This is a genomic window from Paenibacillus sp. GD4 (assembly GCF_030846225.1).
Lineage (GTDB): Bacteria > Bacillota > Bacilli > Paenibacillales > NBRC-103111 > Paenibacillus_G > Paenibacillus_G silviterrae.
In genome coordinates this window covers 461,381-486,464 of record NZ_JAVCYK010000002.1, presented here as the reverse complement: position 1 = coordinate 486,464, position 25,084 = coordinate 461,381, and the positions used below count along the sequence as shown (strand labels likewise).

At 50.1% G+C, this 25,084-nt stretch carries 22 protein-coding genes; 2 read left to right on the top strand and 20 right to left on the bottom strand.

Annotated elements, in window-relative coordinates; translation table 11 throughout:
* Positions 1 to 21: 21 nt before the first annotated feature.
* The 11 genes from RAC89_RS25270 to RAC89_RS25220 all read right to left on the bottom strand — a co-directional run bounded on the left by RAC89_RS25270 (position 22) and on the right by RAC89_RS25220 (position 9,120).
* Positions 22 to 177 (bottom strand): hypothetical protein, encoded by a 156-nt coding sequence (locus RAC89_RS25270; RefSeq protein WP_306616506.1) that lies wholly within the window; start codon positions 175 to 177, stop codon positions 22 to 24.
* A gap of 160 nt (positions 178 to 337) precedes the next feature.
* Positions 338 to 844 (bottom strand): hypothetical protein, encoded by a 507-nt coding sequence (locus RAC89_RS25265; RefSeq protein WP_306616505.1) that lies wholly within the window; start codon positions 842 to 844, stop codon positions 338 to 340.
* Positions 841 to 1,032, bottom strand: coding sequence for a hypothetical protein (locus RAC89_RS25260; RefSeq protein ID WP_306616504.1), 192 nt, complete (start codon positions 1,030 to 1,032; stop codon positions 841 to 843). The genes RAC89_RS25265 and RAC89_RS25260 overlap by 4 nt, the downstream gene beginning before the upstream one ends.
* 382 nt (positions 1,033 to 1,414) lie before the next feature.
* Entirely contained in the window at positions 1,415 to 1,576 is a 162-nt protein-coding gene (locus tag RAC89_RS25255) for a GrpB family protein (protein WP_306616503.1), read from the bottom strand.
* Between the two features lie 212 nt (positions 1,577 to 1,788).
* On the bottom strand, positions 1,789 to 2,844 hold the full coding sequence (locus RAC89_RS25250; RefSeq protein WP_306616502.1) for an SGNH/GDSL hydrolase family protein: 1,056 nt from the start codon (positions 2,842 to 2,844) through the stop codon (positions 1,789 to 1,791).
* A gap of 100 nt (positions 2,845 to 2,944) precedes the next feature.
* On the bottom strand, positions 2,945 to 3,955 hold the full coding sequence (locus tag RAC89_RS25245) for a Gfo/Idh/MocA family protein (protein ID WP_306616501.1): 1,011 nt from the start codon (positions 3,953 to 3,955) through the stop codon (positions 2,945 to 2,947).
* Entirely contained in the window at positions 3,942 to 4,970 is a 1,029-nt protein-coding gene (locus RAC89_RS25240) for a Gfo/Idh/MocA family protein (RefSeq protein WP_306616500.1), read from the bottom strand. Before RAC89_RS25240 ends, RAC89_RS25245 begins: the two co-directional genes overlap by 14 nt.
* A 30-nt stretch (positions 4,971 to 5,000) precedes the next feature.
* Complete coding sequence (locus RAC89_RS25235; RefSeq protein WP_373430106.1) at positions 5,001 to 5,675, bottom strand: HAD-IIB family hydrolase; 675 nt, start codon at positions 5,673 to 5,675, stop codon at positions 5,001 to 5,003.
* Between the two features lie 111 nt (positions 5,676 to 5,786).
* The gene (locus RAC89_RS25230) at positions 5,787 to 6,623 is read right to left on the bottom strand and encodes a carbohydrate ABC transporter permease (RefSeq protein WP_306616499.1); all 837 of its coding nucleotides are present in this window, start codon (positions 6,621 to 6,623) and stop codon (positions 5,787 to 5,789) included.
* 24 nt (positions 6,624 to 6,647) lie between these two features.
* Positions 6,648 to 7,604 (bottom strand): carbohydrate ABC transporter permease, encoded by a 957-nt coding sequence (locus tag RAC89_RS25225; RefSeq protein WP_306616498.1) that lies wholly within the window; start codon positions 7,602 to 7,604, stop codon positions 6,648 to 6,650.
* 61 nt (positions 7,605 to 7,665) lie between these two features.
* Positions 7,666 to 9,120: an extracellular solute-binding protein gene (locus RAC89_RS25220; protein WP_306616497.1), complete on the bottom strand. Its 1,455-nt coding sequence runs from the start codon at positions 9,118 to 9,120 to the stop codon at positions 7,666 to 7,668.
* A 307-nt stretch (positions 9,121 to 9,427) separates the two neighbouring features.
* On the opposite strand from RAC89_RS25220, the gene RAC89_RS25215 reads away from it, so the two are divergent.
* Positions 9,428 to 10,600, top strand: a complete 1,173-nt coding sequence (locus RAC89_RS25215) for an ROK family transcriptional regulator (protein ID WP_306616496.1) — start codon at positions 9,428 to 9,430, stop codon at positions 10,598 to 10,600.
* A 66-nt stretch (positions 10,601 to 10,666) separates the two neighbouring features.
* Here the strand turns inward: RAC89_RS25215 and RAC89_RS25210 are convergent, their stop codons facing one another.
* The 6 genes from RAC89_RS25210 to RAC89_RS25185 all read right to left on the bottom strand — a co-directional run bounded on the left by RAC89_RS25210 (position 10,667) and on the right by RAC89_RS25185 (position 19,637).
* On the bottom strand, positions 10,667 to 14,716 hold the full coding sequence (locus RAC89_RS25210) for an FIMAH domain-containing protein (protein WP_306616495.1): 4,050 nt from the start codon (positions 14,714 to 14,716) through the stop codon (positions 10,667 to 10,669).
* Between the two features lie 248 nt (positions 14,717 to 14,964).
* Positions 14,965 to 15,678: a GntR family transcriptional regulator gene (locus RAC89_RS25205; protein ID WP_306616494.1), complete on the bottom strand. Its 714-nt coding sequence runs from the start codon at positions 15,676 to 15,678 to the stop codon at positions 14,965 to 14,967.
* An 11-nt stretch (positions 15,679 to 15,689) separates the two neighbouring features.
* Positions 15,690 to 16,706, bottom strand: a complete 1,017-nt coding sequence (locus RAC89_RS25200; RefSeq protein ID WP_306616493.1) for a sugar kinase — start codon at positions 16,704 to 16,706, stop codon at positions 15,690 to 15,692.
* A complete protein-coding gene (gene dagF, locus RAC89_RS25195; RefSeq protein ID WP_306616492.1) occupies positions 16,699 to 17,454 on the bottom strand; it encodes a 2-dehydro-3-deoxy-phosphogluconate aldolase in 756 nt (251 codons plus the stop codon). Before dagF ends, RAC89_RS25200 begins: the two co-directional genes overlap by 8 nt.
* Position 17,455: 1 nt before the next feature.
* Positions 17,456 to 18,559, bottom strand: a complete 1,104-nt coding sequence (locus RAC89_RS25190) for a DgaE family pyridoxal phosphate-dependent ammonia lyase (protein WP_306616491.1) — start codon at positions 18,557 to 18,559, stop codon at positions 17,456 to 17,458.
* Positions 18,513 to 19,637: an amidohydrolase/deacetylase family metallohydrolase gene (locus tag RAC89_RS25185; protein WP_306616490.1), complete on the bottom strand. Its 1,125-nt coding sequence runs from the start codon at positions 19,635 to 19,637 to the stop codon at positions 18,513 to 18,515. Before RAC89_RS25185 ends, RAC89_RS25190 begins: the two co-directional genes overlap by 47 nt.
* A gap of 147 nt (positions 19,638 to 19,784) precedes the next feature.
* On the opposite strand from RAC89_RS25185, the gene RAC89_RS25180 reads away from it, so the two are divergent.
* Positions 19,785 to 21,695, top strand: a complete 1,911-nt coding sequence (locus RAC89_RS25180; RefSeq protein ID WP_306616489.1) for a beta-N-acetylhexosaminidase — start codon at positions 19,785 to 19,787, stop codon at positions 21,693 to 21,695.
* 125 nt (positions 21,696 to 21,820) lie between these two features.
* Here the strand turns inward: RAC89_RS25180 and RAC89_RS25175 are convergent, their stop codons facing one another.
* The 3 genes from RAC89_RS25175 to RAC89_RS25165 form a co-directional block, all read right to left on the bottom strand.
* Entirely contained in the window at positions 21,821 to 22,606 is a 786-nt protein-coding gene (locus tag RAC89_RS25175; RefSeq protein WP_306617781.1) for a carbohydrate ABC transporter permease, read from the bottom strand.
* A gap of 105 nt (positions 22,607 to 22,711) precedes the next feature.
* The gene (locus tag RAC89_RS25170) at positions 22,712 to 23,587 is read right to left on the bottom strand and encodes a carbohydrate ABC transporter permease (protein ID WP_306616488.1); all 876 of its coding nucleotides are present in this window, start codon (positions 23,585 to 23,587) and stop codon (positions 22,712 to 22,714) included.
* A 103-nt stretch (positions 23,588 to 23,690) separates the two neighbouring features.
* Positions 23,691 to 25,016, bottom strand: coding sequence for an extracellular solute-binding protein (locus tag RAC89_RS25165; protein WP_306616487.1), 1,326 nt, complete (start codon positions 25,014 to 25,016; stop codon positions 23,691 to 23,693).
* Between the last annotated feature and the right edge of the window lie 68 nt (positions 25,017 to 25,084).

The window sequence follows — 25,084 nt, the reverse complement described above, 5'->3', positions numbered from 1 at the left end:
AACCGGTAAACGGGTTTTCAATTAAATGATCTGTATAAAATTCGATTCTTTCGTAAACACGCTGCTCAAATTTCCGCCGGACATCGGCGTAATCTCTGCCGCACCAGGCCCGAGATGGTCACGCAATACTTCTTCGATTTCGTTCATGGTCAAGGGCGGTTTCTCATAAGCCGTCATGGTACCATCTCCCGTTATATCTTGGTTGACCTAAAGTTATTTATTGTGCATGTGTAGCCGTTGTCCATTCGTTTAGCGTGAGAATACGTTCACTTCTAACGCGAACCAGGGTGCAGCTGCCGACACGGCGATCTGCTCCCTCATGAAACAGCCGAAAAAGCTAAAATTGTTTGTCTCCATAATTTTTCAAGACATGATATATAGTCACCCAAAGACTTAAGACCATTAAATAAATTCCGAAAGAATAATAGATGCTATATCCATTTTCGTAATGAAAAATCCCAATGATAACGCTCAACCGCTCGAACCCAGCACTTACAAATGCCCACACCAGAATGTAGACCAGTGAATTATGCGGTTTGACGTGGAATAAGTCATATAGATAAAAGAAAAGAAAACTGTATGGTGCATACATCACATGAGAAAAAAAGTCCATCACTTCAAAGTGGGAAGTATCATTAATTACATAATAACTAACCGGAAGCACACTTAATGTATGATCGAAAAAAAAGCCACAAAACACGCCACACATGAGGTATACGCCGGCCGTCTTTTTTGAAAAACGTCGTGGCAGCCATAACACCATCAAGGCTCCAAAGAAGAGTGCAATGACGATAAACCACTCGTTCATATTGAAAGAAGAATGATCGTACTGAATGTCGTTCAAGATTTACTTGAGACCTCCTTATCCAGTCCTTTATACCAATGGGCAATCCGCCAAATGAGGACCACAAATATCCCGTACATCAGAACGGAATAGAATACATTCCAATTCGCATATTCCATGAGATCAAGCCCCAAATAAATCTGGTCTGCCCCGGATAATACCATTACGATGATCGCTGATAATGCCACTCGCCATTTCGTTTTTAAGTGTGAAAGGAGGACACATGCGGCCATCAGGACTAGAAGAGGAATTACGATAAAACGACAGATATACATGGCAAAGGAACCTTCTACTCTTCGAGTGAGTGGAACCCAGTTCAAATTGACATCAAGTATAGTAAATAGAGTAATAGTTAAGATTACTATCACGAAGTATAGAAAAACCATTTCCCTAAGCGTTAACCCTTTGGGTACAATCGCGAATACAATCATCACAATCCATGCCATTAAAGACAGAACCGCGAGGGACATTGCAATCATCCTTTGAGGAATAGTTAGCTGATACAGATACAGTTATTCCCATATATCCCTCAAACAATCCGTTCATCTTGTAGAATTTCCAAATATCTCCTTAGCTTTGGTCCTCATTAGATGCTAAAGGTTCAATAAATGCTTCAATTTCTTTTAAATCACTTACTCCGACCATAAAATCAATAATGGGCTTGGCCGCCAATACTTCCCTAATTTTTAGTTCTTCCTGCTGGTATTCGAAAGGCCACTTTTCGTTCCCCATGCAACTTCTTGCTTCAAAACGACACTCCGTTTTTGATTTCCTGATTTCCCATATTGTACCACAGTAAATGGAATTATACTGCCCGGTGTCGCAGTAATGCCACCGGTTACTATCGCGCCGGCTTCTACATGTGTAGGATTAAACATAGCGAAGAAAAGGCAACCGGTCATTCCGGCTGCCTCCTTTTCTTCACGGTTATTGACTGAAGTTAATCACCTCATCGTAAGTATATCTCGAAGGATTGGCTCCAAGCCGTTCGCCATCATCATAAAGCCGAGATCCGTCGGATGCACACCGTCTACAGTAGCTTCCGCGGGCTCAGGGCCTAGCCATTCCGATCCATCCACGGAGAATAACAAGGTATCTCCCGCTTCACGGAGCCGTTGCACAAGGTCTGACTGAAATTGCTTGCGTTCCAATCGACTTCGCAGCACCTCCGGTTTATGCGCCTCTGTGCCATACGCAATACGGGAAACTACCATGATCGGGATGGAAGGATGAACCTCCCGGTAGATTCTAATAAACTCAGGTAACGTGCGGCAATAAAGCTCCGTGCTACAATTACCTTCGTAATCAAGAACCAGACAGGCAGGGTCCCCAATTTGCGCAGCAAGCTGGGCAAGCTCCGGCTCCCCCTTGCCGTTCCCCGAGAATCCCAGATTGATGAACTCTCGGTTGATTCTCCTGCTTAGGATATTGGAGTAGGACATGCCGGGACGCGAGGCGCAGCCTCCTTGAGTAATCGAGGTACCGTAAAGAATGATACGCTCCTTGGAATCATAAGGCGCAGGCGCAGTGACGATCGCCCCGGGCTCAAGACCGATCCATATATCTTCGACCCCCTTGTACAAGGGCAGATTGAGAGTAAATTGGCGTACCTCGTTCGTCAAGCCAGCGAAAAGCTCACTCTCGTAACCCAGTTGACCGGATGGGAAACGTGACGTTCCGGCGTAGACCATACTCCCGGGTATGCCAATGTACGCATCTATGCCTCCCTCTCCTGTAGGAGGCATATGGTACATATCCGGAACACCGGTAAGCCGGATTCGCACGGACACCTTTCTGGAGTCGGTTTGGAAGCGGATTTGCCCGCCGGAGGTGCAGTTTGCGAGATCATTCACGGCCGGCCGCACCATAACCTCGGGCTTCAATGGAAGCCGACGATAAACACGATCGGTCTGCAGCCAAGCGAATCCGGCAACGTGAAAGTTTCCTTCGAGAGGGGAATACCAGTGCATGCGATCCCCCGTGAGCTCTTGGACCCTCATATTTTCATCTAAATGAGATATGCTCCCTGTTTGCCGTGTTGGCTCAGCCAAGGACTTTCACCTTCCCTATCATCGGTATCGTTATGTTCGTTAGGACGGACTATCCATTGAAATCGTAGGCTTCGTCCAATGCAACGGGCGATCCCCTGCGTACGGACTCGTATGCCGCCAACGCTACGAGTGTGGATCGCATACCGTCGACCCCGGTAACGGGGACTTCTTCGTTCATGCGGATCGCTTGAACGAATGCCTTCACTAGGCTGCGGTTCATATCGTCTCCCCAGTAGCTCCACTTAGGTTTGAGGCTTTCGTCGCTATACACTTCGTTGATTTGTGCGAAAGCATCGACGGAGAGTAGTCCTTTCGTACCGACAATCTCCAATGTGACATCTCCCCAATAAGGAAACGCTTTCGGTCGTGACCAGCTGGTATCAATGGAGGCAAAGGCCCCACTCGCGAATGTTACGTGAACGAAGCCCGCATCCTCTACAGGGATGTCATGAAATAGCGTCCCTGACTCGGCGTAAACTTCCTTTACCGGGCTGTCCAGAATCCAGTGCAGCAGATCCATAACGTGGACGGAATGGTCCAGTAACGCCCCGCCACCCGATAGCGCCGGTTCTACAAACCAGCCGCCCGGCATCGTGCCGCGATTCGTCGCCTTGACCGCTACGATCGCTCCGATATCCCCGCGTTCGATAGCTTCTTTGGCCCGAATTACGGCCGGAAGAAACCGGCAAGGAAACGCCGTCATCAGCTGGACCCCATAACTTCGGCAGGTATCGATCATTTCATTCATCTCACGAATGGAAAGACCCAACGGCTTCTCACATAACACATGCTTTCCCGCCTTCGCTGCGGCGATCGTCATCTCTGCATGATGAATGTTCTCAGAGCAGATGATCACGGCATCACAATCACTCCGAAGCAGTTCATGGTAGTCTGCATAATACCGGATGCGTTCATCCGCCGTCAAGTAACGCTCTACTCTGGAGCGATTCACATCAGCAATAGCCGTTACTTCGACTCCCGACAAACGCTGCAGCTGTGCAAAAAAGCCGCCCGCATGTCCGTGTGCGAAGCTGATCATCCCTACCTTAATGTTTGACATGCTGACGTTCCTCTCCCTTCCTTTTGCTGCGATATTCTTTCATTTTCACGGGACGGCCCGTCGCCGCTGATTCTATAGCCATAAGACCGATCTGCAGTGCGCTAAGTGCATCCGTTGCCGTTACCGTCGGCTCAAGTCCGGAACGGAGACATGCAATGAAATGCTCCAATTCAAGATAGTATGGGCTATGAACTGTAGGGCTTTTCGGAACGGCAACCGTCGGTCCTTCGCTATCGGCCTCTGTCTTCCTGCATACGCGAATCGATAGAGACTCCTCACTGTTAAAGCGAATGACGCCTCCGCTCCCGGCAAGCTCGGCGCTGGTCGTGAACGGCCCAGGATAGCCCCAGTACCCTTCTAGATGAGCCATTTCCCCGCCTTCAAATTTCAAAGTAACCAATGCGTATTCCAGACCTTCGCCCTTACGGTGCATAGCATAAACCGAATCAACCTTGCCGAAGATACTCTGGGCAAAGTCAATATCGTGAATCATCAGATCTAGGATGACTCCACCGCTGATGTCACTGTGGTTGTACCAGTCTTTGGCTAGTCCCGGATGTCCGCCCATTCGTCTTGCATGAAGTACACCGGGACGGCCCACGACCCCTTGTTCAGCCTTGTGGCGAATGTCCGCGTAGCTCGGGAAAAACCGCACCACATGTCCTATAAACAATCGGACGCCTTGCTTCCGGCATTCCTCGATCATTTCCTCCGCATCCTCCGGGGCCATAGCGATCGGCTTCTCACAAATGATATGCTTCCCCTTCCGAGCCGCCCGAAGGACATACTCTTTATGTAAATTCGTAGGCAAACAAATATCTACGATATCGGGATTTGCTTCTGCCAGCATTTGATCAAAATCAGAATAGGCCTTTGTTTCATATGCTTTCGAAAGCAAGAGAGCAGCATCCTCTTGAATGTCACAAAACCCAACCAAATGGACACCCGGCATTCTGGCTAGCTCCGCCCCGTGTGTACGGCCCATCGTTCCACAGCCGACCACAGCAATCTTCATGTTGCAGCACTCCTCATAAATGTAAATTGATTATCCGAATAAGTAGCGTTCTATCGCTGTCGCCACTCCGTCTTGCTCATTGGTTGTCGTCACGGCATCCGCCGCAAGCTTGATTACTTCTTCAGCGTTGCCCATGGCCACTCCGAAGCCCGCTGCTCGAATAAGCTTCAAATCATTCTGATGATCGCCGATCGCCATGACCTCCTCCATCTCGATTCCAAGGTACTCACATATCCTCCGTACTCCGTACTCCTTGGTAATCCCTACTCTTGAAATTTCCATATTAATGGATGCGGAGGCTGTGATTTCTAGGGACCCCAGGGCCCGAACCTGGTCGCGAAGCTCGTTCAGAACATCCGAATCCTCATGACGAATGCCGAACTTCATCCAGTCCAAATCAAACATCGCGTCCGTCCAGTCCTTATCCCCAGTAAGACATTCGACACTGTAGCCCCAGAAGCCGGCATTGACTCTAACTGCTATGGCGTGCAGCTGGCGAACCTCCTCACGGCTAAGAAAATGCCGCTCCCACACCTGTTTGGGACCTTTCCAGAGCTCCGCTCCATTCAGAAGCACCATGGGAGCGTTAAGCCCGAGCTCATCCCAGAGTTGCCCTGCCGTCTGCCGCCCACGTCCTGTGGAGAAAATGACCGTCACCCCTGCGTCGACGGCTTCATAGATTTTGCGACGAGTATGTTCTGTGATCCTTTTATCATCTGTTAAGGTAGTGCCGTCTAAATCAAGTGCAAGAAGCGATAATTTGCCATTGCCATCGTTTCATTCGTCTCCTCTAAGGCCAAAAACGGATAAAGAAACCTATCCTTTAACTGCCCCTAATGTCGCGCCTTGCATGATCATTTTTTGGAATAGGATAAATACGATCACTGAAGGAACCATAGCGATACTAACACCGGCAAACAAGGTTACCCAGTCCGTCGTATATTCCATCATCTTGTTGGCTTGATACATTTGCACGGCAATGGTATATTTCTTCGGGTCGCTCAAATAAATGAACGGTCCCATAAAGTTGTTGTAATACCCCAGAAACTTGAATATGGCTACAGTGACAATCCCCGGTGTGGACAAGGGCACAATGACCCTCCAGAATACTTGAAAAATCGAAGCTCCGTCGATGTGCGCGCTTTCCTCCAAATCCTTCGGCAGGGACTTCATAAATCCCCCAAGAAGCATTAAGTAGAATACACTCTCCCCTAATGAAGACAGCAGAATCAAGCCGGTCAGGCTATTCGTTAATCCCAGCTCTCTCATGACAACATATTGGGGAACCAGTGCATTAATACCAGGCAGGAATAAGGAAAGCATGATCAAGCCCCAGATCAAGCTCCTCCCCTTGAACTCTACCCGGGTAAGAGCATAGGCGTTCAGCGTTGTGAAGAAAAGGCTGAGCACCAGGCTTCCGCCTACATAATAAAGCGTATTCAGCAGCGATTGACCGAAGCCGTATTCCGTCCAGGCGATGACGTAATTTGACCACTGTGCTTTTTTGGGCAGACTCCATAAATCCTTGAAAAATTCCGGATTCGTTTTGAGAGATTCATAGAAAACCCATATGAGCGGAAACAAGATGGTGATTCCCCAGCAGTATAATAACAGACGCCAGATGACGTCCATGAACGTTCGCTTTTCTTTCAAGCGTTTCCCCTCCTCTATTCCGTACTAGTACTCCACACCCCGGTTCGGCAAAAATTTATCCATCAGCAGCTTCGCCGTAACCAAGATGACGAAGAGGATCATACCGACAGCCGATGCGTAACCGTAGTTAATATACTCTTTCCCAAAAGCAAGATTAAACATATAGAGACCGATGACATCCGTCGATCCGGAAGGACCGCCGTTCGTCATGATCAGAACGAGCTCGAAGGTTTTGAGTGTTCCTACAACCAGGAATAGTACACTTACCCGAACCACAGGCATGATCAGAGGAAGCGTGATGGAGAATAGACGGGTCATATGATTAGCGCCCTCAAGTATGGCCGATTCATATAACGATTTGGGTATGGCCGTCATTGCGTTGACGAAGATGATTACATATAAGCCTACGCCCCCCCATACCCATGGCGGAATGAGCGCCCAAATCGCCGTGTCTTCGCTGCCAAGCCAATAAAAGTTTTTCATATCCATACCAAGGAGCTTCAAAGCACCATTAAGCAAGCCATACGTGCCATCGTAAATGAACGCCCAGAGCAAAGCGACCACCACGATGGACAAAACGTTAGGAAAAAAGAACAGTATCTTCAAAAACTCATTCTCGAAATACGATTTGTAAGTAACCAAATAGGCAAGCAGCAAAGAGATGAGGACAACCAGGACAGGAATGGTAATCATAAAAATGACGTTATGACCCAGAGCACGCCATACATATTCGTCCTGTAATGCTGTAACGAAATTCTGAATGCCGACAAACTTGGGCTCGGTCAGCCCATCCCAATCGAGTAAGGCGTAGTACACGGATAAGATGTTCGGGAACAGGGTAAAAAGCAGATATCCGCCAAAGGGAGGGACGATGGCCAAAATAAGAAACAGCCACTTTTGCGTGCTTGCTTTATCCAACCCCAGCTTGCGGGACGGCAAGGTACGCTGATCTTTCAGTACAGTGGAGACCTGATCGGACAAAAGAATTCAACTCCTATCATGAGGGAAAGCGGAGAGATGAGCCTCTCCGCCCGTCACCCGATTATTTCTTCTGGGCTTGCACCGCTTTCTGCAGAAGCTGCTCCGCTTCCTCCAGAGTCGGCTTCGGATCCTGTTTGCCGAGAACGACCTTAACTGTCATTTCTTCCACCATTTTGGTCGCCTTGGCAAGGTTCGGATCGGAGATGCTGATGGTTCTGTGTGCTTTATACGTACGTGCATCGGTTTCTTTAATGTACTTCAGGATCGCTTGAGCCGAGCTTGACAGCTTGACGACTTTGCTTGCATCGTCGATGATATCTTTACGCATCGGAAGTGCACCGGACTTCTCCGCAGCAAATTGCTGATTTTCCAAAGTCATTAACCAAAGGATAAACTCCTTCGACCATTTCTTGTTCAAATCCGGTTTGCCGGCCCACAGATACTGGAAGTTCGTGATACCGCTTCTTACCCAGATCTTTTGATTTTTGTTCTCTACGAATGGAACGGCCATGAAGCCCCACTTGAAATCCTCCGGCGTTGACTTTTTCATTTCGTTCTCTACGTGACTTCCAGTCGCTACCATAGCCGCTTGCCCTTGGATCACCTGCATTTGGGATTGGGTATGGGTTAAAGCCGGCAGGCCTTCAGGAAAGTACCCTTTCTTGCCGAGCTCATAGAGTCGATTCCAATGCTCGAGGCTTTCCGGACTTGTATACTGAGGACCGGTATAGGTTTTGAAGTTTTCAATCGCCTTATCTGCGCCGCCCTTCATATCGGCTAATTCGAAAAGCTTAGCCGGCCCGAATGCCCAATCATAATAATTCGGATGAATGCCCGGGAAGGTAATGGGGCTCACGCCGGTTGCTTTTATTTTCTCCAGAAGCTCGTTAAACTCGGCCCAGGTTCTTGGACTCTGATTCCAGCCGTTTTTTTCGAAAAGCGTTTTATTATAGAATAATCCCCCAAAGGAGCTTGCCGTCGCAAATTCATAGATTTTCCCATTGACACGCGTGAACGACTCGAACATTCCCGGCAACATCATCTCTTTCAAGGACTTGGTGGATGCATCCGGCAGCTTGCGGTCAAACAAATCGTCCCACGGCTCCAGCTTACCAGCCTCAGCAAGCGATACAATGCCGGAAGCTCCAGCTGGAGGCGTAGTATTGAAGAAGTCAAACATATCGTTATCGTTGCCTGCGGAGATTTTGGTTTGCAGGATATTCTTCATGTCCGCCGAAGCGGTCACATCGAACGAGACGTTGGGATATTTCGCTGTAAAGGACTTGATGGCATAATCGAACCATTCCCGCCCATAGCCCCCCATGAAAAATCCGACCTTTAGAGTTACCTTATCATTCTTAGGCAGACCGTTATCGTAGACCTCCGCCTTCGAGTTCGTGCCCGGCTGGGGAGCCGGCTGTTGTTCTTGCGCCCCCCCGGCGCACCCGGCAAGTACAGATGAGGACAATGCGACTACCAAGCTTAAAATCGTGAGCTTTCCATAATTTTTGGACATTGTGATACCCCCTTTGAATTAGTAAAATCAATTGATTTATTAATCATTCTACAGGTAAATTGTTATCTCTCTTGCATGGAATTGTATTCACAATGTAAAGTTTTAAGAGTATCAAATGAATGAATGCGGTTACAATTTGCCTGTAGGATAATAAATCAATTATATTTATTATATAATATCCTTATTTTTCTATCTAATCAATAAGAATGTTTCGACAAAGTACGTCTTTTCATGTAGACTGCGAGAATGATAAACTAAGTGGTAAGAGACCCGATTCGTACCGTGTGTTAGGGAGAGAGGCCAAACCATGTCCAATGTAAAGTCCACAAGCCATACCCTGTTAAAATCCATTAATCAGCAAAAAGTGCTGCATCTGATTTTCTCCGAATACCCGATATCCCGTGTTGAGCTTGCCCAGAAAACAGGACTTAGCACGCAAACGGTGACGAATATCGTAAATCGGCTTTTACAAGACAAGGTAATCATTGAGGGCGAGCCCCAGGCACTAGAGAGCGGAAGCGGGCGCAAACGAGTCCCTCTGTTAATTAGCGCTTCCCGGTACTGTGCTATTGGCTTGGAATTATCCGGATCTTCCGCCAAGGGGGCCCTCTATAATTTTCGGAATGAAAGATTAGCCTCGTTCGAGCTTCGGGAGAATGGCTACTCGTCCGAGGAAGACTTGCTGCGAGTGGTACGTGGTGTTTTAAACAACCTGGTGGAGAAAGTACCGAATACCTCCGAGCTGAAGGGCATCGGCGTCAGTGTCCATGGGCTTGTCGACTCGAGTCAAGGAATGCTGCTTCGTTCGCCCGGCCTTGGCTGGAAACGGATTCCCCTTGGGGAGCTGCTTGAGGAGGAATTTACCGTACCGGTTTATTTAGAGAATGACACCAACCTGCTCGCTCTCAATGAAAACATGGGCGGTTCTCTGGCCCTCTCCAGGAATAACGTAACCTTCAAATTCGACCGCGGCATCGGGGGCGCGATTGTTGTCGAGAAACAATTGGTGACGGGATCCAGCTTCGTGGCAGGCGAAGTAGGACATATTAAGACATTCTCCGCTCCCTTCGACTACCCTTGCTATTGTGGGGGGAAAGGCTGCTTGACTACCCTCGCTTCAGCCCATGGGATAGGTAAAAATATCGGGGTTACTCTCGAATCCTTTGCAGAACGGCTGCGTTCGGAGGAACCGGAGGCCGTGCAGCTGGCGGGTATCCTGATGGCGGCTATTACGAATACGATAGCCAATACGGTTACACTGTTGAACCCGGATCGTGTATTAATTACAGGAAGTGTACTGAAGGCCTTGGGATCGGTATTGATCAGTGAGCTGGAGGCGCAAGTGCTTGCGAATGTACCCGAAACGTGCCGGAGCTTAGCGTTCATTCACAAAGAAGATTCGCCCGACGGTACCGCTCTTGCCGTTGGACTGGTACTGCAGAATGTGTTCAAAATTCCTATTGATCAATTGTCTTTATAATGACCTATACAATGCAAAGATCCGCTCCAGCTGCTGGATGCGGATCTTCGTTTTTCTGCTATTTTCTTACGGATTGTACTGACCTTGCCATATTTGCTTCAATGCCTGTGACTTCCGGATTAACCACTGCATCGCATCTGGAGTAATATGCTTCTCTTGCCCTTGGTTGTTCAAGTGCTTAAGGAAATCCTCCAGCTTCTTCACAGCTTGGTCCCGTTGCCCCTTCTGATCATGGTGTTCTGCTTGAAGAAGCATTTGCTCCAGTTGCTTCGAGAGCGGGTGCAGCAGCTTACCGTCAGAAATGAAGCGCTGAACCCCCTCCTGAAGCGCGTCGAGGTTCATCTGCGTTGTGAAGGTCACAGGCGCGCTAGGACTTGAGGAAATACCCGAAGGATGCACAGCGGTAATGTGGAACGTATACGTTGTATCCGGCTGCAGACCGATAACGCTATATACATGGTCAGTAACCGAAGCGGCGGTCCCGTGATTTCCATACACAAGATACGTAACACTCGAACCGTCAGATGCCTGAACCGGATTCCAAAGGAGCTCCGCGGATGTGGCCGTGACCTTCTGGACTTTCGGCAGCTCCGGTGCGGGAACCGTGAGGCGGGTTCGGAACGACCAGATATCCGAATACGTTGTCCCCCCGAAGCCATCCTTCGCTAGAGCGTACCACTCATACATTTGGCTTCCCTTTAATCCATTCCAAACCACTTCCGCATTCATACCGCTGTTCGCCTCAACCATACCGATCTGATCGTTCGAATACACCTTCACTTCGAACAAATCTGTGGCAACTCTTTTCACTTGCGGGGCAAGCTCAAGCGAAAGCGTAAATTCATCCTTGCTAGGCTCGTAGTAATTGTAATCTTCCAGCATCGGAGAGTAGGTATTCACGTACACGGTATCCGATTCCGTATCAAAATGGAGCAGCTTCAAATATCCGTCTCCGCCATTGGGAATGCCCTGATAATCGTTCAGCATCTGATATACTTTACGGTCGGGTTTCCCATCCTTATTATCGTCGATCTGATCCGTGCGAAGTGCGCTGCCGGTAAAATGGCCGCTCAAGACCATGACGACGTTCGGGTTCGGAACGACTACTCCCTGGTAAATCTTGTTCCCGGTGGCGGAACGGGCGGCATTGTTCTGTAAATACTCGTGAACAACAATAATTGCTTTGCGATCCGGATGCTGCTTCAGCACACTGTTCATCCAGTCCATGTCCTCGTTGTTCACTCCCCAGCCCATATACACGAAAATGAAATCGTTGCCACCGGCTGAGATGAGGTCGTAATGACCTCGGTTGTCTTTGTACGATTCACCATAAAAGGGCTTATTCTCAAAACGGCTCGCTCCGAACCATTTGGAAAAAGCGGAATAGTTGGGCTCCGAGGTAGCACCGCCGTCGAATACGTCATGGTTACCCGCTACAACACCGTAAGGAATGTCGGCTTGCTCCAGCACCTTCATGAAACGGTCGGCACGTTCCCATTGCCCCTCAATACCGGCGGAATTCACAATGTCACCGATATGCGCAACATATTGAATATTCATGGATTCTTTAGCGTCCCGAAGGAAATTCACCTGCGATTCAAAATACTCCGGAAGTATTTCGGCATAAATTTGCGTATCCGGCAGCCATCCGATCGTAAAGTCGTACTGGTCGCGACGAGGAATTTCATCCTGCACCAAAGCTTGAACCATACCGTCTCGAGCATAATCCCCCGCATCGAAGCTTGCAGATAAAGTAAAATCCTCCTCAGACGATGCGACGACCGCGCTAAGGGAGTCCCATCTGCCGGTTGCAAAGTTCCAAGCATACAACCCGACCTTGCGGCCTTTTAAAGAATGGCCTTCCCAACGAAGCTCGATGAGATCGCCGGCACCCGTGCCGTTACCAACCTCCACGGCAAAGCGTTGGTACGGAAATTGTTCCGTTGCTTCCGAGGTGAAATATTGATTATCCGAAGCCCCTATCGCCGATTTATCCTGGCCTGTAAGCTGATTTTCCCCCGGAAGGGACAACGATAACGGTGGTTCTACATCCGCTGCATGGGAATAGACGGTTACTCTGGAATCGGCCGCATTCAGTCGCTTTCCTTGATAAAATCCTACCTGGAGAGGATCACCGGTGGGATCGGATACCGACACCTGTAGAACGGCTTCCGTGGCGACATCCTCCGCTTGGTTGACAGGCTTCACAAGAAGAGGCTGTAATGGATGTTCTTCAGAAGTTGTGAATCGAATTGTTTGCTCATTGCTTTTGCCTGCGAGGTCCGCCGCCTTTAAGGTGAGCACATGCTCACCGGGCGACAAGTCCGCGGAGGAAGTCGCATAGGGGAGCCGGATGGCCGTTCCGTCCAAAGCAGCCTCAAAGGAAGCTACAGCCGAAGCGGCGTCAATTGCTTGTGCTTGAATAACGAATGCACCTTTATAAGCACTTCCGTTAACCATGTTCGTAGTGAAGACCGGTCCTTGATTATCCACAATGACATTCGCCTCAACACGACCTCCGTCCGGCATTACGGCCTCAACGGTATGACGGCCATCAGGGACGGCTAGCGTGTTCCAACGATACGCTGATCCTTTCCAATAAGCAGCGGGTATTGCGAATTGAAAGTAGACGATAGGCAGGAAACGGCCGTTATCCCCCATATCCAGCACAGTTGCAGGGTTAGCGTATTTAGGATCTCGTATTACGGTACCGTCTGCGAGTACCAGACGTACATTCCGGATATTGAAGTCATCCAAGCCCGGCTCCGGTTGATCTTCGTAATAGGGACGTGTAACCGATCCGGCCCGGATCGCGATTGCATTGGATTGCCCATAACGGAACAGCTCAGGTCGTACAGGGACGACGATGGTTTTATAATCGGAGGTTGCGAACGGGATGAGATGCAAGGTTTCACTTCCCATTGTGATCACGTTCTGCCCTTTGTCGATATCATCCGCCTCAAATACAAAATAGGCGGTCTTCTCGATCGCTTTCTCGAGAGGAGATGCCTGCGCACCGTCGATGGCCAGGCCCATGCCTTCGGTCGAGCCCGTTGCCGATCCGATCAACGTACGTTCCCCTGTCAGGACATCATCATGCTTTACATTCAGTGAAGGGCTCTTTTCGTTGCCGGCCAATGCTAATGTACGGGGCGTGGTCGATACTGCATTCGTGCCGTCCGAGGCGGAAAAATAGTACTCCAGCGTCGGACTTGCGAACCATTCCATCATCTCGAGCGAGTGGCGGAATCGTCCGTCCGCGCTGCGGGCAATGAGAACTTTCTTGAAATCTGTCGTCTTGTTAGTTTTATAATGCAGTGCAACACTGGCGAGCAGCCGGTCATCACTTGCTTCCGCAGTAAGCTCGATCGGTTGAATCAGATCGATTCCCGTCAAATTCGAGATATCACGAATCGTCGGAGCTATCGAGTCAGGCATCGTTTGAACCGGCTCTGCGGGAGCTTGCCCCGGAGATAAGGTGCCAGGCGAAGCCGGTGCACTTTTGGCACTGACTTTTTGCATATCGAGGCTGCCCGGCGCGGGAGCACCGTACACAATGCCCATATCCGTCTGCGTGTCCAATACCCCTTGGTTATAGCTGGCCCGGACGATATCATGTCCCGTGTTTGTGGCTACTACAATTGTACGCTCCCGCAAATTGTTTAAACCGCCGGGTATACGGACAATATCCCTGTTCTCAATCAATGAGGTCCCGAAATGACTGTTAAAATCCGCCACTGTCTTCGTCTCTCCAGCTGGCGTCACCGCCCAGAACACCATGGCCTGCCCTGGTTGAATGATAATGGTTTCATTGGTATAGGGTCGCCAGAACAGGTCGTTTCCCGGTTCTCCGGGGTAGCGGTAGAGAATGGAATAATCCTTAAAATCGATCGGCTGATCGCTGTTATTGTATACTTCAACATATTCGAAGGGATCCTCCCCGCTCACATCTCCACCCGAGTCGGGGACTAGCTCGGTAATTAACATTGCCGGCAAAGAACTCTTGACGATTGATGAAGCGGCTGATACCTGGGTATTCAAAGGTATCATGGTGCCCGCGGTCAAGGCGGATACCATCAAACAAGTGAAGCAGCGGGTTAACAATGATTTTCTCAAGGCATTTCTCATCTCCTTATTCATTTGCTTACGGCAAAGTAATATAAAATGCGTTTCTTCCATGACTCCTTTCATTTTATTAATCCAATTGATTTATTTATTACAAAGTATATATTCGTTCCATGTAATTATTTTCCTGCAATCCGTATTATTAAATATTTATGGGGCCTTCGGGCGTCAGAAGCTATGAAAAAAGAGCTCAAACCCGCTTGGGAAGAGCTCATTTCCGTTGTAACCATTCATCTTACCTAAACATCATAATCCACGATGTATTGCTGCATTTCCGTATTATAATATCCTTCGCTAAATTCGATAAGCTCCCCGGTATCGTCATAGGAATAGCGCGTGCGCTTTAATAACGGCGTAGAACTTTCCACACGCAAGGCATGCTCCACAAAGGGCGGAGCCAAAGCAACGGTGAATTGATCCCGAAACTTTGCTAAGGGAACGTCCTTTTCCTCAAGCAATCCATATAACGATTGGGCTTCCAGATCGGACAGCTCCATATCCCCCTTGCGCAGGGTCAAATAATGTGTGTAATGAATATAAGGCGCGCCGTTTAGCAAATATAGCCGCTCGATGCGAAGGCTGCGTTCTCCGAATAATCGGTGCAGCAGCGTCCCCTCTTCATGGCTTACCGCTTCCGTTCGCAGTAATTGCTTTTGAATTTTATGGCCTTCCTCGACCAAAAGTTCCGTGAAACGTTTCCAGGTGGAAAGCTTGGAGGTCGACGTATTTCGGATGACCTTCGTACCTTTGCCGCTGCTCTTCTCCAAGTAGCCTTCTTGTACAAGCTCGCTAACGGCATTGCGAATGGTAATTTTGCTGACGGCAAACTCCTGCTCTAACTGGGGCTCGGAAGGAATGTTGCTCTCAATAGGATACACCCCGTGCAATATCCGGTCTTTAATAATATTTTTGATCTGCAAATACAAAGGTTTGCTTTTTCGAGATAAACTCACTGCTGCATCCGCTACCTTTCTACATCGCCTACGGCTTCTGTCATGGCTCGAAGAATCTCGCTCTCGGACGACATCGGCGTATCGCCGGCAATGGTATGCGCCAGCATGCCGGCCGCCGCTGCGAAGTTGACGGCTTTCTCCTGAGAATACTGACTGAGCTCCCCATGAATAATTCCGCTCGTATAGGCATCTCCTGCCCCTATTCTATCATAGACAGGAAAGGTGAGCTTGTTTGAAAAGGCAAAGCCTTGATGTTTATACAGAAATCCTTGCAAAGAATGCGTGTTGTCGCCATTAATGGAACGGTGCGTGCCGGCAATGACGGCAATTTGAAATTGCTCCGCGACGGCGGGAATCAAATGAATGAGCTGCTCTCTGCGGGATTCCTTGTATGTGGGCATACCGAGAATGAACATCGCATCCTTCTCATTCATCATGACGATATCAGCCCAATTCAGCATTTCTTCGTAATGAGGCTTCGCCTTCGCATAGCCGTTCTCCCCCCAAAGCGAAGGCCGGTAATTGCAGTCGAAGACAACGGTTCCTCCGCGGGCTTTGACCGCTTGTGCGAAGCGTTTCATTTGAGCACGGACCGTATCGTTCATGGCAAGCGTTATCCCGCAAAAATGGACGACATCCAGCTGTCCGGCAATGGCGGTAAAGTCGTACGTGTCTTCCGGTGCAGTATTAAAGCTGCTTTCCAACCGGTTCGTATACGTGACTCTGCTTGGTCGTGTACCGAACCCATTTTCCAAAAAGTACATCCCAATGGATTTGCCGCTCTGCTTCATAAAAGTAGTAGCGATTCCTAGCTTGCGAAGATATGCCGCTGCGGCGTCACCGAGGGGATTGGCCGGCAAGGTGGACACTAGGTAGCCCGTATGCCCAAAGCGCGCAAGCGCCGAGGTTACGTTCACGCCCGTACCGGAAAAAGAATAGCTTAGCTGGCTCGCCTGCGACAGAAGCTCATAGCCCGGCACCTGCAGACGCATCATGACCTCACCGAAGGCTGCGATTTTTTTAGCCATAACGATCAACCAATCTCTTCATCTTATCCAGCAGGTAGCGGACATCCTCCGTCATCGTCTTGCCGGAGGTTTTGTCAATAATGGAGGAATAGACATGCGGAATGACCTGAGGTACGTTCGCCTCCAGCGCAATGCGCAGGATGGCTTCGAAGTTATCCTTGTCTATACCGCCCGTCGGCTCAAGTGCAAAGCCCGCCTCCCCGCAAGCCTCGGCGACGGCGCGCAGCTCATCTTCACGGCTCAAGCCATTCATTGGGAAATATTTAAGCGCATTGCCGCCCATATCGCGTACAAGGGCAATGGCTGTTCTCACAGGTATAATTGCATGCTCGTTCAACGCGGCGCTAACCGGGCCGGTCGAAATATTGACATAACCGGGGCGGCCGGTCGGAGACACCAGGCTGTTAATCCAGCTGTCATGGCCACCCAGGTTTGCACGCGTAGCCCCAACGGCTGGAAAGACCTGATTAATATGGCTGCCCGGGTAATATTTTGCGATTTCTGCGACGACAGCTGCCTGACGATTATCGCCGGCGCCAAGCCCTATCGAAACCGCTTCGTCGATCGCTTGGCCGTATTCCCTCATGGCTGCTACGGCAGCTTCCACTGTCGGGTAATCCTTCGAGAGCACGCCGATCAGCACGTAACCCTCCGCAGCCTCAAATACCTCCTTGGCATTCTCCACGCTGTTTGCCAGAACGTTTAAGGCAGCCCTGTTTTTGTACAATCGCTTCGCTAAGCTTGCCATCTTACTTCCCTCCTACGATTTCACGAATTCTGGCTGCAATGACCTGCATATCGTCCCCTTGAAGCGGACGTGGATCGATATCGAAATAGCCTTGTCTCACGCCGTAATCACGTGTATAGATCGCGATCTCACCATCCCGAAGCTCCGTCACAACCTGCTTGGCGGTCGTGCCTGATTTCACCGGGTCAATCTGAATCCGGGCACGAAATATGGCGCGGCCCGCCTCGTCCTGGACAACGGTAACTTGCACCCCGTCCAAATCCGCCAACGGCATTAAAGTGTTCAGCGCTGCTTTCTCTTGCTCGCTGCGGTCTTCTTTGGCCATATATTCATCCAGAGCTTGAAGAAGTCCGAACGTAGTTTCTTTCCCAACCTTCATGCTTCGTCCGATTCCGTGCAGCTGAACCTTAAGCCAATCGATGTAAAGCCGCTTGCCGCCGACAATGCCTGAGGTCGGGCCTTCAATGGCCTTCGAGCCGCTGTAGATCGCGAGGTCCGAGCAGGTAACATACTTCTGAAGATCCTCCTCCGCCGCGGCATCAACAATAAGCGGAATGCGGTTTCGCTGCGCGATTTCCCAAGCTTCCTCTACGGAAATCATATTTTTCTGTACGGCGTGATGCGATTTAACAAAAAGTATGGCAGCCGTGTTTTCCCCAATCGCCTCTTCAATGTGCTCGGCTTTTCCTTCATTGGCGTAACCCACCTCAACTAGCTTTCCGCCTCCTAAGTAGACCATGGTTTCCACAGGCGCGCCATATTGCACATTATGCCCTTTCAGGATAATGATCTCATTCTTGGCGATGGGATCTTGATGCAGGCGCTCGCTGCGGCGCTTATGGCCTTGGGTCACGATTGCGGCAACAGACAGCGCAATGCCGCTGGACGCCGAGTTCACGACGACCGCTGCCTCCGATCCGAGAATCCGTGCGATATACTCTCCGGATTTCTCGACCAAATCGGCGATCTCCACATAATGTTGTCCGCCTTGCTTCATCGCATTCATCACAGTGTCCGTAGGTGCGGATACGCCTAATATGCTCATCCGTCCGCTTGCATTAATGACTCGTTTCAGTCCGTATTTGGCATTTAATGAACTCGCCATGAATAACAACTCCTTTGGCCTCTATTCTCCTATCCGATATTCGCTGCTCCCCTTCGGAATCCCGCAGCACCGTTGTCTCATGACAAACTTTAAATAGGGTCAAGTTTGCGGCGCCTCCCTCTTGAATACAGCCCAGCTCGGGCTTCCCCAACCACTCGGCCGCATAGGTGGTGACCGCTGCAATTACCTCCTCGAGCGAATAGCCGAGGTAAAGAAATTTGGAGAGAACGTGTGCCATACTATACACCGGACCCTTTAACCGATTCCCGCGATAAATGTCGGTGCTGATCGTACCTAACCGGATCCGATGGCGTTTGGCCGCTTCGGCAACCCTAAAGGAGAAGCTTGCTGTGCCGTGGCCGACATCCAGGTGAACGCCGCGCCCGATCGCATCCAACAGCACTTGCAGCGGCTTACCTTCGTCATCAAAAAGATTGTTCGCTTTTCCATTGAGATAATGGGTAATGATGTCCTTTGTCTCCAGCAAAGGAAGGATCTCCTCAATACCGGGTGGTCCGGAACCAATGTGTACCATTAACGGCAGCGAGGTGATCTTCGACAGCGCCCGCGCCCTGTGTAATGGCTCCAGACCATTGTCGCAGACCACACTTTTACTGATACGCGCCTTTAATCCTACGATGAACTCGCTATGTTCTTGAACCGCCTGCAGCACCTTGGCTTCATCGATCCATGCAAGATTGGATAATTCGTCAATACGTTCCAGCCCGATGCGTGAAATGTTCAAAAACGCAAGCATGTGGGTACGGGCGCGCGCTCTGCTGGCTGCCAATTCTGCAACCCTGTCCGCTCCGCAGCTTCCGGCATCCACGATCGTGGTTACTCCTTGCTTGATTCCGATTTCGTCGATATCGTCACCGTAAGGCTCGAGCTCCGGGAAGGCGTGAACATGCAGGTCAATCCACCCGCTCGATACGTATTGCCCGGAACAATCAATAACAGCATTTCCCTCTCCGCATCCCGCCTGCGCCAATTGAGCAATCTTCCCGTCGGAAATGACGATATCTATCTCTTCCCCATTCACGAGCTTCAAATTACGCAAGACGAACCGATCGTGCATACATTTCACCCCCTTCTGAAACGATAATGAAAATCTTAAAACCTATTGCATTCCCCTATATCTTAGTTTAGCATAGAAATTGAAAAAAACAATATAACGTTATAATGTTTGGTGCGAAATCGAATGATTTTTCAGGAGGATATGTAGATGAAGCTACGTTGGGATGGGGATTTGGCCGCTCTACGGCCTGGAATTCAGGCATTGTCTCAAGAATTGAGGTTTACCGAAGCGGAGGACGGTCTACCAGTTCGGATAGAGCTTTCAGGTGGAGAACTGGAGGTTGCCCTTGAACGAGGATCAGCTTGTATTCGGTATGGACGAAAGCATCAATTTTTCCGCGGGCTCGGTCTGCTTCTGCAGTACGGCTCCAAGGGTCATCCGTTTCGGATCCGGGAGCAGCAGCAGTTCGATACGATCGGACCGATGTTCGATCTGTCGCGCAACGGCGTGTTGACCGTTGACAGCTTGAAAAAGATGCTGAATAAGATGGCTCTGATGGGGCTAAATACTGTTATGCTGTACATGGAGGACACTTATGAGATCGACGGGGAGCCCTATTTCGGTTATATGCGGGGCCGATATTCGAAGGAAGAGCTGAAGGAAATTGACGATTACGCTGACCAATTTGGCATTGAGGCGTTCCCGAGCATCCAGACGTTAGCGCATTTGGAGGAATTCCTAAAGTGGGAGCCGGTGTCGCACTACCGGGATACGAAAGGCGCGCTGCTTGTAGGCGAAAGCTTGACTGACCAGCTTGTCGACCGCATGATCGAAGCAGCCAGCACACCGTTCCGCAGCCGCAAGATCCATATCGGCATGGACGAAGCGGAAGAGCTGGGCCGGGGCAAATATTTGGACCGGAACGGGTATAAGAACCGCTTCGAGATCATGACGGGACATCTGGAACAGGTGCTGGAAAGCGCCCGTCGCCGTGGTTTAAAGCCGATGATGTGGAGTGATATGTTCTTGAAGCTTGCCTCCGGGAACGGCAGTGAATATTACGATGAAGACACGAACATACCGGAGGACATGGCGCGGAGCATCCCCAAGGATGTAGACATGGTGTATTGGGATTATGTCCATACGGAGCAGGAGGATTACGAGAAGCTGATTGCGAAGCATCGCCCTCTTGGCTGTAATTTGGTATTTGCCGGCGCGGTCTGGATCTTCAATACGTTCGGCGTCAATTATGGCTTATCGCTGAAGGCCTCGGACACTGCACTGCAGATATGCAAACGGGAAGGCATCCGAGAGGTGTACGCGACCATGTGGGGCGATGACGGAATGGAGGGCAATCCGTTCGCTGCCCTCCTAGGCTTGCAGCTTTACGCGGAGCATGCTTACTTGGAGGATCAGCCGGAACCCGGGTATCTTGCCGAGCGAGTCAAGTTTTGTACCGGCATCGATGCAGATGCTTTCTTACGGCTCAAGTACTTGGACGAAACGCCAGGCTCGGAGCCGGACAACCGGAAGCAAAGCAATCCATCCAAGTTTCTTTTGTACCAGGACGTGCTGCTAGGGCTCTTCGACAAACAGATCGAGGGCTTGGAGATGTCGCGCCACTACGCTAAGCTGGAGCAAGACATCTTGAGCCGTCGTGACAAGGACGCAGAGCTGGATTACGTGTTTGAGGTTCCACAGAAGCTGTGTGGCGTCCTGAAGCGCAAAAGCGAGGTCGGCATCGAATTGAAGCGGGCTTACGATGCACGGGACACCGAAGCATTGCGGCGTGCGGCGACGGATGAGCTGCCCGCAATAACGGCCGCCGTCCGGGAACTGCGTGAAGCCCATCGCAGCCAGTGGCTCCGGATGTTCAAGCCGTTCGGTTGGGAGGTGCTCGACATCCGCTATGGCGGGTTAGTGAGCCGGTTGGATACGGCGGCAGTCCGATTGCTCGATTATGTCGAGGGCCGCATCGATAGAATCGAAGAACTGGAGCAGCAACGGTTAGTGTACAGCTCCGTCAACCGGTTCAACCACAAGGGTACCGGCTGGTGCAGTTATTATTACCGGATGGCATCGCCGAACGTATTCTTCCATGTCATGAACCCATTCTAAATATTGGGGGGGCCCGTTGAGAAACGGGTTCCCTTTTGCTTTCAAATCGTAAAGATTCGCCAATGGAAAACGAACAGCCTTTGTCTGATCAGAGGATCAAACAAAGGCTGTATAATTTTAAGAACCTACCCCTTAACTGCCCCTGCGATCATACCCTTCATAATGTGCTCCTGAAAGATCAGGTAGACAATGATGGTCGGGATCACAGCAATAGATAAAGCGGCCATGGTCAGCTTGTAGTCGGTCATATAACCCGTGGCGAATACGGACAAGCTGAGCGGTAGCGTTTTTAACGCCGGCTTGCTGATGAACACAAGCGCAAACGAGAAGTCGTTCCAGAAGCGCAAGAAGGCCAGGATCGCCACCGTGGACAGCGCCGGAGCGGATAACGGGAGCATAATTTTTGTGAAAATGCCCCAATAGCCGGTCCCGTCTATCATTCCTGCTTCTTCAATATCCTTCGGAAACGTGTTCATGTAAGCCTGTACGATAAATATCGCAATGGGCAGCTCGAACGCCGTATAAGGCAGGATTAACGCCCAATAAGTGTTCAGCAAATGCGCCTTGTTCATCAAGATGAACAAGGGAACAAGTGTGCTGTGAATCGGGATTAGCATGCCAAGCAGAAACAAGCCCATGTAGAAAAGCTTAAAGCGGAATTGAAACCGCGAGAGCACATAGGCGGCAAGTGCCCCAATCACGAGTGTCAGCACAAGTGACGCTAACGTCACGATCACGGAGTTGAGCATGCCTGTGCTCATATCGGATACCTTCCAGGCCCGTGACAGGTTCTCCCACTGCCAAACGGTAGGAAGCTGAAACGGACGGGAGAAAAATTCGTCGTTCGTTTTCAGTGCACTGGCGAACAGCCAAAGCAGCGGATATAGCGTGACCACGGCGTATATCGCCATCAGAACATTGGCGGCACCGACCCTCCAGTTGCGGAGGCTTCCTGTCCTGTTCAAGGAGGATGCCCTTACGGAATGAACGTGTGCTTTCATTATCGGAGCCTCCTCTTAACGGTAATCTCGTTTCATCAAATATTGGCTGCCTGCAATCAAGATCAGACTCAGCAATATTATGGTAGTGGACACGGCGCTGCCGTAACCGAACCGGTAAATCGAAAACGTGTTGTTGTACATATAGGAGGCGAGCAGCTCCGTCGAGTGCGCCGGCCCGCCGCCTGTCATAATATAAATCAGATCGAACGCTTTCAAGCTGCCTGAGATGCAGAGCACGACCGCGACCTTGATCGTATCCCAAATCATGGGGAGCGTAACGGAGAACAGCTTGCGCGCATTCTCGGCACCGTCGATTTTCGCCGCATCCTCAATTTCGCTGGATATATTTTGCAAGGCGGCAATAAACATGATCAGATAGGGACCAATATAGTTCCAAATAATCGGCACCATCAGTGCATACATCGATATTCGCGAATCGGACAGCCATTGCTGCTTCCACGAGCCGAGTCCCAGACGCTCCAGAAGGAAATTCAGAATACCGATCTCCGGGTGATAAATGTAACCCCATATAATACCTACGACAACCGAGGACAACACCATCGGCATAAAGACAGCGGAACGGATAAACCGGTGGAACCATGTATTTTTAAGCAGGAATAATGCCAAAAGAAGTGCGATCGGCACTTGTCCGAAAACCGAGGCGGCCACTACAAGCATGTTGTTTTTGAAGGAAAGCCAAAATATAGGATCCTGAAGAACCTCCAGGTAATTTCCGAAGCCAATGAATTTTGCTGCGCCTATGCCTTTCCAATCAAATAAGCCATAGTACGCCGACCAAAAAACTGGGACAATGACGAATACCAAATATAAGAGCAATGCGGGAAGAAGTCCTAGGGTGATGAAACCCCTCATGCGGGCGGAAGTCGTCATAAAGCTGCTCCTTTCGTTAAAGGTAGAACGGTTTCAGCAAGCCCTCGGAAGAAGGAAAGCTGAAACCGCGACAAAATGGGGCTGGAGCTTAGGATCGCCTGAGTTATTTACCGAGCGATTTGGCTTGCGCGTCCTGAATTTTCTTAGCGATATCGGCCGGCTTGCCGCCCATCAGCAGCTCTTGTATGCCGTTATTAACCGCTTCCGCTCCGGCAGAGGTCAATACTCCATCGTAAACGGGTGTCGTCCTTACGCTGTTAACCAGCTTATATACTTCCGCGAAAATCGGTGTGACCTTGCTCGTATCGAGCGTTACCTTATAGCTGACCAGTTGGTTGCTTTCCAGTACCCGCTTCTGCGCATCCGGACCCGCCATCGCATACATCAGCTCGAACGCGGCATCCTTCTTAGCGCCGGTAACGTTCTTGCTAAGTCCAAGACCGGTACCTACGACTCCGGACAGCGTATTGGGATCCCCCTTGCCGCCCGGTATAGAAGGCAGAACCGTTGCACCCATTTGGGCCATCGCTTCCTTGGAGGCGTTTGCGGCAAAGTTCGTCAGCGCCCAGCCGCCGTCAATCATCATCGCAGCCTTACCTTGGGCGAACATTTGCTCCATTTGCGTATTATCGATTGCATTGAAGCCTTCCTGGAAGGCGCCCGCCTTGCCGAGATCCTGTAAGTATTGGAGCGCTTGCACAAATTGCGGGTCAGTGAAGCTCGCACCGTTCTGCGCAGCCGCTTTCAAGAACCACTCGGTGCCGGTAACGCGGTCGGCTAACGAACTAAGGATGCTTGATTGCGCGAGCCAAGCCGCTTTGTTGCCCAAAGCGATCGGTGTGATTTTTTTCTCCTTCAGCGTCTTTACGGCGTTCAGCAGGTCGTCCCAAGTTTTCGGCACCTGTACCCCATTTTGTTCCATAATCGTTTTGTTGTAGTACAAAATCGATGTAGGAGACAATGCCATTGGCGCGCTATAGATGTTATTGTCAATTGTAAAGCCGTCGAAGGAGCCCGGCAGGAAGCCGTTTTTCCACTCCTGCTTGCTGTCCAGAAGCGCATTGATCGGTTGCAATAGGTTGCCTGCTTGGAATTCCTTCGTCATCACACCCGGCCACATCACGAACAGATCAGGCATTTCGTTTGCGGCTGCAACGGTTTTCAGACGTGTTCTGTAGCCGTCCGGAGGAATTGCTTGAACGTCAAGCTCAATGTTCGCGTGGTCCTTTTGGAATTGCTCGATGATGGAACGCATTGTCTTTGCACGCTGATCGTCACCTGTATAGTTGTGCCAGATGGAGAGCTTGACCTTCTCCCCCTTGCCCCCCTCGGCAGTTTTCCCTGTATCGGCGTTATTCGTGCCGCATCCGGCCAAAAGCAGCGATGTCGTAAGTGTAAGAGCTGCAGCGGTTTTTACTGTTCTTTTCATTAGCGAGACCTCCCTTGTGTGGTTACATTTTTAGTATAGGGGCTCTGTATATTTCTGGGCAGGGGATA